The 10,604-nt window shown below is 34.2% G+C and carries 13 protein-coding genes and 1 pseudogene; 10 read left to right on the forward strand and 4 right to left on the reverse strand.

Translation table 11 applies throughout. From position 1 onward, the window contains the following. Positions 1–13 precede the first annotated feature (13 nt). The gene (locus tag EZV73_RS04825) at positions 14–1,516 is read right to left on the reverse strand and encodes a methyl-accepting chemotaxis protein (RefSeq protein WP_240838837.1); all 1,503 of its coding nucleotides are present in this window, start codon (positions 1,514–1,516) and stop codon (positions 14–16) included. A gap of 180 nt (positions 1,517–1,696) precedes the next feature. Here EZV73_RS04825 and EZV73_RS04830 point away from each other — a divergent pair, with 180 nt between their 5' ends. From EZV73_RS04830 to EZV73_RS04840, 3 genes are all read left to right on the forward strand, one after another. Next, positions 1,697–2,683, forward strand: a complete 987-nt coding sequence (locus EZV73_RS04830; protein WP_240838839.1) for a hypothetical protein — start codon at positions 1,697–1,699, stop codon at positions 2,681–2,683. Between the two features lie 116 nt (positions 2,684–2,799). After that, the gene (locus tag EZV73_RS04835; RefSeq protein WP_240838841.1) at positions 2,800–3,069 is read left to right on the forward strand and encodes a hypothetical protein; all 270 of its coding nucleotides are present in this window, start codon (positions 2,800–2,802) and stop codon (positions 3,067–3,069) included. Between the two features lie 23 nt (positions 3,070–3,092). Then, entirely contained in the window at positions 3,093–3,701 is a 609-nt protein-coding gene (locus tag EZV73_RS04840; RefSeq protein WP_240838843.1) for a hypothetical protein, read from the forward strand. Between the two features lie 39 nt (positions 3,702–3,740). On the opposite strand, the pseudogene EZV73_RS04845 reads toward EZV73_RS04840, so the two are convergent. Together EZV73_RS04845 and EZV73_RS04850 are read right to left on the reverse strand one after the other, a co-directional pair. Then, positions 3,741–4,343, reverse strand: a pseudogene (locus EZV73_RS04845) (DUF3179 domain-containing (seleno)protein); the annotation flags it as partial. A gap of 15 nt (positions 4,344–4,358) precedes the next feature. Next, positions 4,359–4,595 carry a hypothetical protein gene (locus tag EZV73_RS04850; protein ID WP_240838846.1) on the reverse strand — a complete coding sequence of 79 codons (237 nt, stop codon included), beginning with the start codon at positions 4,593–4,595 and terminating at the stop codon, positions 4,359–4,361. A gap of 146 nt (positions 4,596–4,741) precedes the next feature. Between EZV73_RS04850 and EZV73_RS04855 the strand changes: the two genes are divergently transcribed. From EZV73_RS04855 to EZV73_RS04865, 3 genes are all read left to right on the forward strand, one after another. Then, positions 4,742–5,386 (forward strand): pirin family protein, encoded by a 645-nt coding sequence (locus EZV73_RS04855; protein WP_240838847.1) that lies wholly within the window; start codon positions 4,742–4,744, stop codon positions 5,384–5,386. Between the two features lie 132 nt (positions 5,387–5,518). Further along, the gene (locus EZV73_RS04860; protein WP_240838848.1) at positions 5,519–6,964 is read left to right on the forward strand and encodes a transposase; all 1,446 of its coding nucleotides are present in this window, start codon (positions 5,519–5,521) and stop codon (positions 6,962–6,964) included. A gap of 28 nt (positions 6,965–6,992) precedes the next feature. Then, a complete protein-coding gene (locus tag EZV73_RS04865; protein ID WP_240838849.1) occupies positions 6,993–7,343 on the forward strand; it encodes a pirin-like C-terminal cupin domain-containing protein in 351 nt (116 codons plus the stop codon). A 34-nt stretch (positions 7,344–7,377) separates the two neighbouring features. Here EZV73_RS04865 and EZV73_RS04870 read toward each other — a convergent pair whose 3' ends face one another. Continuing rightward, entirely contained in the window at positions 7,378–8,154 is a 777-nt protein-coding gene (locus EZV73_RS04870) for a TspO/MBR family protein (protein ID WP_240838851.1), read from the reverse strand. A 248-nt stretch (positions 8,155–8,402) separates the two neighbouring features. Here EZV73_RS04870 and EZV73_RS04875 point away from each other — a divergent pair, with 248 nt between their 5' ends. The 4 genes from EZV73_RS04875 to EZV73_RS04890 all read left to right on the forward strand — a co-directional run bounded on the left by EZV73_RS04875 (position 8,403) and on the right by EZV73_RS04890 (position 10,458). Continuing rightward, positions 8,403–8,840 (forward strand): MarR family winged helix-turn-helix transcriptional regulator, encoded by a 438-nt coding sequence (locus EZV73_RS04875; RefSeq protein ID WP_240838853.1) that lies wholly within the window; start codon positions 8,403–8,405, stop codon positions 8,838–8,840. A gap of 132 nt (positions 8,841–8,972) precedes the next feature. After that, positions 8,973–9,533, forward strand: a complete 561-nt coding sequence (locus EZV73_RS04880) for a flavin reductase family protein (protein WP_240838855.1) — start codon at positions 8,973–8,975, stop codon at positions 9,531–9,533. A 1-nt stretch (position 9,534) separates the two neighbouring features. Beyond that, positions 9,535–9,879, forward strand: a complete 345-nt coding sequence (locus EZV73_RS04885) for a hypothetical protein (RefSeq protein ID WP_240838857.1) — start codon at positions 9,535–9,537, stop codon at positions 9,877–9,879. A gap of 9 nt (positions 9,880–9,888) precedes the next feature. Beyond that, positions 9,889–10,458: a flavodoxin family protein gene (locus EZV73_RS04890; RefSeq protein WP_240838859.1), complete on the forward strand. Its 570-nt coding sequence runs from the start codon at positions 9,889–9,891 to the stop codon at positions 10,456–10,458. Positions 10,459–10,604 lie beyond the last annotated feature (146 nt).

A 10,604-nucleotide genomic window follows, 5' to 3' on the forward strand; every position in this document is an offset into this window, starting at 1 on the left:
AATCGCGGCTTTTTTAGTTGGCATTTTCTTGATTTTCAGTAAGTTCACTTAAGTCATCGACCACACCTTTGAGTGACTCAATGTGTGAGGATGCTGTCTTAATACATGTCAACATGGTATCAATCCTTGATTTTGTCTTTTCCATAATGACATGTGTTTTGTGTGAGTTGTCTACAACATCTTCAATACCGGATTTGATTTGATGACTTTCATCTTGAATATTTTTGATGTCTTTGTTAAGTAACTGCATAAGTTCTTCGTTGGTTTCGCTGATATTGGCGATTTCATTAACACCAGATGTAACATCTTGAACCAAAGCATTTTGATGGTTGTTAAGATCTGCAAGTATGTTCATTTCCTCACTAACAAGACTTGTGTTGGTATTCAGTACAGCTATGTTTTCTTTGGTTTTTTCAGTTAACAACTTTGATTCTTGAGCAAGTTTTTTTACTTCATCTGCAACCACTGCAAAACCCTTACCATGTTCTCCGGCACGTGCACTTTCAATTGATGCATTAAGTGCTAGTAAATCTGTTTGCTCTGCGATTTCTTCAATGGCTGCTGCAAGTGTAAATATGGTTGCGGCCGCTTCTTCAAGCTTGCCGACATTGTCTAAAACCTCACCTGTTTTCTCATTTACTTTCGAGCCGTTGTCTTCAAGTTGAACAAAGTCATTTTTCATCTGTCGGATTTTAGAACTCTCCTGTAGAAATTGATTGTTAAGCTTAGCAGATAAATCAGATACTGAGTTGATTTTATTATCTATTTCATTGATGGAAACATGTTGTCTATCTGTCGTATCTGATGTGCTTTTGGCTCTGTCTAGGACATGAACAGAATCGCTATCTAGGCCGTTAGAAACATCCTCAATGGTGCCGTAAGAACTCATGAGTTCTTTGTGACTGGATTTTAACTCACTAGTTGTATAGTTGATAGACTTCATCATCAGCTTTTGATTATCAAATGCGGTTAGAATACTGTCCATCTGGTCTTTGTTTGACTTTTGATAACCGTATATCCTGTTGGCTATAAGTACGTTTGAGTATAAAATTAAGACCATTATAAATATCATTAAAACATATGAGAGCATGTTGTCACTTGTCGCTAAGCCTGATTGAAGATCCATAAGCGTTTTGGTAACGATGATAATCAACTGAAGACCAGAATTGATCCATGTAAAGGTTCTCTTGCCGTATAAGGCAAATGTAATTGTAAATGGGATATAAAAGGCATATATGGTGATGACCTCAGTTGTCATAAATATACCTGTCCACACTAAAAAGAAGATGATAGAGACAATGACACCAGGTGTAAAAATATTGGGATTTCGTTTATACATTATATAAGCCGCTAGCACAGAACCTGGTATGAAAATGATAAATCCTATTAAAACGGCCATACTTCTAGCACCTGTGTAAGCCTGGTAGCCTATAGAAAGTGTTGATAAGATGGCTATAAAGGTACTTACACCAAGAAGTGATTGATTGATACGCTTTATGTAATCATTATTATTCATAGAAACTCCTTCATTTGTTTTATTTGAGTTATATCCTTTTAGGGTAGTTTTTAAACGGTTATATTGAGATTTGTTTATATATTTCATTTGTGATTAGCTCTTTCACTTAAGTGAATTAGTGGTGTGATTATTGGGTAGAATTAAGATGTATTTATCCAAAAAAAGTTAGATGGAGGTATTATGAATGGTTCAGATAAAGTGAAATATATTGAGAAACTGGTTAATCCAATTCATGTTGGTACTTTGCATTTTATTCAATCTTTTAATAATTTGATTCCAAAAAATGTACAGAAAAAAATGGTGCAAGCACAAGGAAAGAAAACACCATATATGGGATTCGTTGTCGAACCGTATAGTAGTTTTTTATTCTATGAATTAAAAAACCTTGAGTATGCTAAATCTTTTCTACCAGAAGGTTTTGAACTGATGAAAAGCAAGGTTTTTGATGATGATGATGAAAAATTCTATGGGATTTTAGGAAGTTTTACTGCTCATACAAGTGGCTTCTGGGGCATGAGAACAGAGTTTTACGTGATTGCGAGAAATATGGCTACCGATATGCTGAGTTGGATTATCATAGATTATGATACCAATACCATTACTTATGATCCAAAGAATATACTTAGTGATCCCAATGTAGACGAAGGTATTTTCACAGTTGATTTTAATGGTCAACTTCATGTTGATATGATAAATCAAAATGGTCGTAAAATTATCTACGACTATGATGTCAAAAAAGGTCGAATGGAAGCTCTAGACAGAAGGCTTTGGATAGAAGGAAACCTTTCGATTGCATACGGTACTAATAAAGTAGATGATGATCCAGGTGTATTTTCATTAATTTTTGATCCAAAGGAGTTTAACCAAGCTTTGAGAGTACCTAGTGAGGTATTCAACATGAAGACGAATAATTGGTTTCCTGGTTTAATTGAAGATGCACCATCCGTTTTAGTTTGCTTTCCATTTTCACAACATTTCTTATCTGATAGTCCTGGTCATAGCAGCCAACTAAAAAGTGAGGAGGAGTTGATCGAAAAACATGAAAATGTAGACTATGAGAGTTTAAACGTGTTTTCCACAAAATCTTTTAAAGCATCTATATTAATAGGGGGAATCCTCTCTTTGCTAACGAACTCTATTCTCTTGTTATTGTATATTTTAAAGTAGGACCATAATCATACTCAGATTATGATTTAATACTTCCATAATACTTTGACTTAGAAATATCTGGTAGAATGAATATAAAGTATAGACATGTTTTTATCTTAAATAGGAGAAGTAAAATGAATGAAGTCTTTTTAATAATAGCTTTTATAGTAAATATCCCGATTATCATATTTGTTCAGAAAAAGATTTTCAAAACGAATGAAGAGATTATCAAAAACATCGAATATGAAAATAAACCAGATTTGGTATCTGTTTACGATGGGTCTATACTAGAAGATATGAAGTACAGGAAAAAGAACAGAAGTTTCACCTTCATTTTATGTTTGATTGGTCTAGCTGAGTATGGTTTATTCAAAGGTGTCATGTGGTTAATTGATAAGATGTGATTAAATAAGTCTGTGGAGGAATTATGTTTGATTCAAAGCCTAAAACAATCTTTGTCATTATACTAGTCTGTGTGCTTGCTTTTTATGTTGGCGGCAAGTATAAGACAAAGGTCCATTATAACAAAGACAGTCAGTATATCATCAATGACCTCTACATTTCCTGTCATCATTTGATTGATGATATTGAGTATATAGAAGAAAAAGTGATAAATGATCCTGACAATCATGAAGCTATCAACCATAGCTATCAAAGCCTTGTGAAAGAGTTGAATGAACTAGAAAGCAACCTACACCTGTCTAGAAAATTGATGAGCAAATATAATAAGGATGATATAGGCGTTCTTTCTAATATGGAGTTTTCTCTTCACCATATTAGGCTAATTCTTGGAGGCGTGAATACAAATGATGTAACCATCAGTCATGATTTTTTAGAAGACGGCATCTTAACTTCTGAGGAGGTGACACTCCTATCCAAAATCAAAGGTGAGTTTGTTGAGATAGTGGATGAACTGATGGATGAATCAGGACAGGCAGACCAGTCGATTACAATGACTCAGTTAAAAAACGTTCTTGAACCATTTACAAATGACTTTATAGAATCAATAATTTATGAGCCTATTAATAATTGGTAAGTAAAAATACTACCCACAAGTTTTTGTAGGTAGTATTTTTTATTTATGGTCATAGATCAAACAGCCTTTGTAAGTATAGGAAAAACCATACCACCTAGTATAGAGTTGAAGCGGCATATTCTTACTGTTTTTATAGAAACATCTTGGTGTTCTAGATATATCATCAAACTGAATGATTAGGTCTTCTCCTCCAAGATTATCATGAATTTCTCCAGCTGTAATGATGGTATTTACTTCATAAAATTTAGCTTGTTTATTAACGACAACACCGAGGCCGATATCATGTTCGTTTAAACGCCCGTCTTTTGCAGCCATGCTTTTTCTGAAGTGAGGGGGGATCAGCCCCTTATTGCCTCTAAGAAGTTTGTCTGAAACTTTTGCAAAAATGCTAAAAGGAAAGGGGATTTGAGATATAGCGATTTGCAAGTTTGGATGTGTTTCTATGGCCATGTCCAGCATGTAATGAAATAGATTATCTGTTTCTAATGTTCGTCCTTCGTACTTGCCCATGATGCATTCACCTGTAATGTGATTCCAATAGGATTTTGTTTCTAAATCTCTTAAGACAACCAGGCCGTCATATAAACCACCTGCCTCAAAAGTTAGATGCTTGCCATCAACTATTGGTGTCATCCTAACACCAGTGTTACAAACACCTCAAAATGAAATCATAAAGGATTCATTATCAAGCTTTCCATTTGCTACATGATGATAGGTCATTTGCTTGGTCATTAAACCGTAGAAGGTGTTGTGATGTTCAAATACCAAGACGCCTTCTTGACCTGACAAAATACCGTCTCCAATAAGTTGTTTTGCAGTCACAAAACTGGATACCTCGAAAGGTTTGAATTTGGTTTTCTTGTGTATGATCAGTCTACTTTTGTCAATTGACATTTGTTCACCTCTTTCAAATAACAGGTAGAAAAATACCTTGTATTATATTGATACCTATTAGGACTCTAAATAAACGACTTAAAATATGATTAATAAATCTAATAGTGGGCATTTAATCAATGTAGTGTGAATCAAAGGAGGTTAGAGTGACATCAATTATTAGTAAAAAGAAGCTGGGTTTTCATTGGGAAACGCAAGATCCTTTTCTATTTTGTGCACACCATGAAGACAAGTATCCAAAAGGTAATGAAGACTTTGGACCTGACAAGCCACTAATTGGAAGAAACTTAGGCAATGATTTTGATCTAAGCAATGATTGGAAAATGTACCATGGAAGTACTGTGCCAGGTTTTCCAGAACATCCTCACAGAGGCTTTGAAACTGTTACCATTGTGTTAGAAGGTTATGTAGACCACTCTGATTCAGCAGGTCAAGCTGGCAGATACGGAGAAGGTGATGTTCAGTGGATGACAGCAGGTAAAGGGATGCAGCATTCAGAGATGTTTCCTCTCTTAAGTCAGGACAAGGAAAATCATTTGCACTTGTTTCAAGTATGGCTGAACTTGCCAAAAAAGAATAAGTTTGAAGAGCCTCATTTTAAAATGCTTTGGCATGAGGAAATCCCTATTATCGAAATTGGTAAGCAGTCTAAACTAAGGTTGATAGCAGGCATTTATGAATCTTACAGTGCGATTTCACCTGCTCCAGATTCATGGGCAGCAGAGGAGTCAAATAATCTGGATATTTTTATAAAAAATCCGAGAACACTCGTGTTTTTAAACATGAGATGAATCGGATTTAATAGTTGGTATAAATAACTTTGATCCAAAAAAAAACGGAACAAAACTATTAAAATTGAATACGAACACCTGTTCTTTTCTCCTGAAACATGGTATAATATTAGAGAGAGAGGAGGTGAATAAATGAGTAAAAAAGGTACTTACAGAACAGTACAAATTAGGATAAAATCAGGTCATGATATGTATAATTATTGTGATGAAATGTGTTTTAACTCAAAAAACCTTTTTAACACAAGCAACTATCATTTCAGACAAGTGTTTTCAGGAATAGGTAAGAGTAAGCGTCATAAAAATGAAGATGAAGTCATCAATGACATTAATGAGAAAATCCCTCTGATTAACAAGAAACTTCGAGAAAGTCATAAGAAGAAAAATAAGAAAGGTAAAAAAGCAAAGGGGCCAGTGCAGTTTAACTTGCTATCAAAGGATAATAAGGTTGTGACTTACAATCTACTAGATGCATATTTCAAATACATCAATCAAGTAGATTATAGGTCAATACCAGCTCATACAAATCAGAATACAATCAAACAAGTTATTCGGGCATGGAAGAGCTATTTTAAGTTAATGGAACTCTATAGAAAAGGTGAGTTAGAAGACGAACCTAAAATACCAAAATATAAAAAGAAAAATGGCAGATATGTTGTGGTTTTGTCCAATCAGGTGTGTGTGATAAAAGACGATAAGGATCCTTATAAAAAAGATAAATATTTGAGATTTCCAAGGACTAACTATCAATTGAATATCACAAAATGCATGGACTATGAAAAATTTAAATTAAAGGAAGTGCGTATTGTACCAGGTTCAAGTTTCTATACACTTGAGATTGTACTGGATCTTGGTGAATCAGAAGAGCTGTCACATGAAAGTAAGCGTCTATTGGGTATTGATATCGGTGTAAACAACTTTGCAACTATTGTAAACAATGTTGGTCAGCGACCAGTTATTGTAAATGGCAAAGGACTTAAAAGCATCAATCAATACTATAATAAGAAACGTGGACGATTAATGAGTACCTTGAGAAATGGCAAACAGAAAGATGAAGGTCAGTATCGTTCAAAGCAACTGAATCGATTAGATGAAAAAAGAAATGCAAAGGTAAAAGATTTTTTACATAAGTCCAGTCGTTATATTATAGATTATGCTGTAGAGCATGGTATAGATACGATTGTAATCGGTTATAACAAAGAATTTAAACAAGCCTGTAATATGGGAAAGAAAAACAATCAAAAGTTTACAACAATCCCATTCAAAAGATTCATAGATATACTTGACTACAAAGCAAATGATGCAGGCATCAAATTAATCGTTACTGAAGAAAGTTATACATCGAAAGCGTCATTCCTAGATGGTGATGAACTACCAGTCTATGATGAAAATAATAAGAAGACTTATAAGTTTTCAGGCAAGCGTATAAAACGAGGCTTGTATAGGACGAAAACAGGTATAATCATCAATGCGGATGTTAATGCAGCATTTAATATCATAAGAAAAGTATTTCCAAATGCGAAAGGCGAATGGAACAGAGGCGTCTTGGAGGTGCCAATTAGGATAAGGGCAGTTTGCTAATCTCCTAAGGAATCTCGTGATTTTAATCATGAGAACTTCAATTAAAGGTGATGACCTGTTAATTGATGATGAAGTCTTGCCTAAAGACCATCAAGCATTTTTAAGTGATAAGGCAAAAGTGTTTAAGGCAAGTAGGTCAAAAGTGAGTTTTTTAATATTACAATCTGAGCCTATTGGTGAACCTGTAACCATGTATGGGCCTTTTGTCATGAATACTGAAGAAGAAATCAACCAAGCTTATAGTGACTATCGATCTACTCGATTTGGTGGCTGGCCATGGGAAAGATCAGATCCTGTTCATGGAAAGGAAAAAAAGAGATTTGCTAAGTATGCTGATGGCAGTAAAGAAGAGAGAAAAATAAGCTCTTTGAATATATGATAAGAAAAAGTTTTGAGGAAAATCTCAAAACTTTTTAATCGTTTACTATAGGCATAATGGCATATTTGTTTTTATAGAGTTGTATAGCTGACATACCTATTAGAACAACCATGCCGATCAAGGCTATAGTTTGTAATAGTCTGTATGATCCGAGTGCGCTTAATGAGTTATTTATTCCGTAGTAGGCCCATGCAATTGGCATTGGAAAAATAGCATTTTCAGTCTTTAGTAAGACTACTGCAGTTAAAGCTACCGCAACAAGTAAGACAATAGATGACCAGATTTCTGGAGATACATTAAAACCATTCCACTCAATTTTAATCAACCAGGCTGAAATGTTAACAACTGTTGCAATGAATAACCAACCTCCATAAAGACCGAATGCGGCAGGTAAAAGCAAGCGTTTTTGACTCTGAAGCTTGCCTACTGCCTGTATCATTAAAACAAGTACAATAGAGAAGGCAAATATAAATATCGATGAAAGGCCAATTAGATCATATGAAAATGAGATGATCCAAATAATATTTAAGCCACAGGACAGCCAAAACAAGTAACTGAGTTTTTCTGTTGCCTGTCTGTAATAGTTATAATCTTTTTTCACTATCATCATCACTATGGAAAGAATCAGCAAAATATAAATCACACTCCATATACTAAAGGTAGCTGGTGAAGGCGTGATAAGTGTCTGATACATATCAGATATTTCCTTTTGGGACATGTTGTTGATAAAACCAGATGCACCAAGGCCGTTAACAATCAGTGTTAAAAGCAGTAGTATGCCGTTAATCCAAGCTTTTCTTTTAGTAGTCATAAAACCTCCAATTCAATTTTCTCTTATTGTTGGTATTACCCATTTATTGAGTTTCTAATTATTTTGTTATCCATAATTAATATACTCAGTAAAAGGGCTTTTGATAGCATTCTATTATCAGTAAGAATAATCGAGTGACTGAATGAAAACATACAATTTGAGGTCATAGTAATTTTGACGAGAATGTGTTTGCTTGACTAAAGTTCATTATTGAATTAATATAGTCTTAGTACATGTAAGGAGATCCTATGAATAATGAAAAGATAAAGGGCGTTGCAACCTATAACTCTATATTAAGGACTAAGTTAAATGATCATATCAAACATAAACTTCGTGAAGTAGGTAATACAGAGCTAGTTCCAAGTCATGGTTCAATATTAAATGCACTGTATGAGAACGGTGGCAAGATGCAAATCAAAGATTTGTACGATCTTTTGCTAAAGCAAAAGTCTACAGTGACAGAGATGATCAAACGTTTAGAGAAACTAGGCTACTTGGAGAAAGAAGAGTGTCTTAAAGATAAGCGTGTCACATTTGTTGTTGCTACTCAGAAGGCCATGGACTTTAGAGAAGATTTTAATCATGTATCAGAGTCACTATTAGAAAAGGTATTTACAGATTTTACAGATCAAGAAGCCGAGGAGTTTTTAAGACTCCTGAAAAAGGCTATCAAGAATTTCACCTAATCTTATTAGGTGTTTTTTATTTATGTATTTTGTTCAAAGTTGAATAAAAATTATAAGAACTGTTGACTTTTGTTCAATGTTGAATTAATATATAAACACAGTTCAAAGTTGAACGAAATTAAGGAGGCTTAAATGCAAAAGAATATAGGTAATGTAATAGGCATGTATCCAATGCCAATAACAATTGTAGGTACAGAAATAGATGGTAAGGTCAACTGGATCAACATTGCACATGTTGGTGTTATTGGTATGGATTCTATGATGTTAAGTATGGGAAAGGCTCATTACTCTAACATTGGAATTAGAAAAAACAAAACGGTTTCTATCTCTTTAATCACTGCTGATATGATTCCGGCAGCAGATTATGTCGGTTTGGTATCTGGTAAAAACACTGATAAATCTGACGTGTTTGAGTTCTTTAATGGCCATTTACAAGGTGCGCCATTGATTAAAAATGCACCAGTTACCATGGAATGTGAAGTTGTGGATGTATTTGAAACGGAAACCAATGAACAGTTCGTTGTTAAGCCGATAAACACATATGTTCAGGAAGAGTATTTAGATGAAAATGGAAAAATAGACTTCGTAAAAGTGAGTCCGGTCTTATTTGAAATGCAAAAGAGACGTTATCTTTCAACAGGTGGGGCGCTAGCGGATTGTTGGCATATCGGCAAAACATTTAAAGGAGAATAAAATGAATAGTGTCTACATGATATACAGTCACCGTATGGCGCCAGGCAGATCAAATGAGTACTTAGAATACTCAGCTGAAGCATTTCCATTGGTTGAAAAGCATATGAAATCAGGCTTGATTAAAGAAATGAAGGTTCTTAGAAAATTGACAGGAAGTGAATCTTTCGCTATGATTGCAAGATTTAATAGCATGGCTGACGCAACGGTTTACATGGATGATTTCAACAAAAGCGGTCTATCACTTAAGTATCAAGATGTACAGTTAGATACAAAAATAGAACTGTACGAGATCTTAGAAGATGATGATGTTCAAAGTATCTTTGATATATTAAAAACATTAAAGTAGGGGTGTAAAATGAGTAAAGTAGCAATCGTATTTGGTAGTCCAAGAAAAAATTCTAATACGCACATATTAGTGGATGAGGCTATCAAAGGACTAAATGAAAAAGGTGTTGATCATGAAATTTTATATTTGAATGATCTGAATATCAAAGGTTGTCAGGCTTGCTATTATTGTAAGCGTAATGACACAACGAAATGTGTTATAGATGATGATATGCAAAAGGTTTATAAGGCCATGGAAGAATCAGATGGTCTGATTGTAGCAGCGCCAATCTACTTTTGTGAAGTAAGTGCCCAAACAAGATTGTTTGTGGATAGATTGTTTCCGTATTATGATATGCATTTACAGTCAGCTTTTCCACAGGGCAAGGCTTTGTCATTTATCATCACTCAAAACCAACCAAATAAGACTCTGTTTGAGAGGCATATCAATGATTTTAAGATGGTTGTCGGTATGCTTGGTTATGAAAGAAAAGAAGATTTGTTAGTAGAAAATGTTGATAAAGGTTATAAGCCAATGGTTACAGAAAGACCTGACATGATGGATAAGGCTTATAAGATTGGATTAGAATTATTAAATTAGAGACGTACTATATGAAGTCAAGTGATTCATGATAATTTTTTCAAAATTTGTGTCTAACTAAAAAAATGCATGCTTAATAGAAGTAGTGTTAGCTACTTCAAAAATTAATATGGAAGTTAATGCTTATCGATTAAACTTTGTTTCGG

It is taken from the genome of Acidaminobacter sp. JC074, assembly GCF_022496765.1.
Classification (GTDB): Bacteria; Bacillota; Clostridia; order Peptostreptococcales; family Acidaminobacteraceae; genus JABXKX01.

What these genes read in the sequence shown, in the direction of transcription:
- EZV73_RS04825 (WP_240838837.1), bottom strand. Translation starts at nt 1,516, where the DNA reads ATGAATAATAATGATTACATAAAGCGTATCAATCAATCACTTCTTGGT.
- EZV73_RS04865 (WP_240838849.1), top strand. Translation starts at nt 6,993, where the DNA reads ATGAGAACTTCAATTAAAGGTGATGACCTGTTAATTGATGATGAAGTC.
- EZV73_RS04885 (WP_240838857.1), top strand. Translation starts at nt 9,535, where the DNA reads ATGAATAGTGTCTACATGATATACAGTCACCGTATGGCGCCAGGCAGA.
- EZV73_RS04880 (WP_240838855.1), top strand. Translation starts at nt 8,973, where the DNA reads ATGCAAAAGAATATAGGTAATGTAATAGGCATGTATCCAATGCCAATA.
- EZV73_RS04830 (WP_240838839.1), top strand. Translation starts at nt 1,697, where the DNA reads ATGAATGGTTCAGATAAAGTGAAATATATTGAGAAACTGGTTAATCCA.
- EZV73_RS04890 (WP_240838859.1), top strand. Translation starts at nt 9,889, where the DNA reads ATGAGTAAAGTAGCAATCGTATTTGGTAGTCCAAGAAAAAATTCTAAT.
- EZV73_RS04835 (WP_240838841.1), top strand. Translation starts at nt 2,800, where the DNA reads ATGAATGAAGTCTTTTTAATAATAGCTTTTATAGTAAATATCCCGATT.
- EZV73_RS04870 (WP_240838851.1), bottom strand. Translation starts at nt 8,154, where the DNA reads ATGACTACTAAAAGAAAAGCTTGGATTAACGGCATACTACTGCTTTTA.
- EZV73_RS04860 (WP_240838848.1), top strand. Translation starts at nt 5,519, where the DNA reads ATGAGTAAAAAAGGTACTTACAGAACAGTACAAATTAGGATAAAATCA.
- EZV73_RS04875 (WP_240838853.1), top strand. Translation starts at nt 8,403, where the DNA reads ATGAATAATGAAAAGATAAAGGGCGTTGCAACCTATAACTCTATATTA.
- EZV73_RS04840 (WP_240838843.1), top strand. Translation starts at nt 3,093, where the DNA reads ATGTTTGATTCAAAGCCTAAAACAATCTTTGTCATTATACTAGTCTGT.
- EZV73_RS04850 (WP_240838846.1), bottom strand. Translation starts at nt 4,595, where the DNA reads ATGTCAATTGACAAAAGTAGACTGATCATACACAAGAAAACCAAATTC.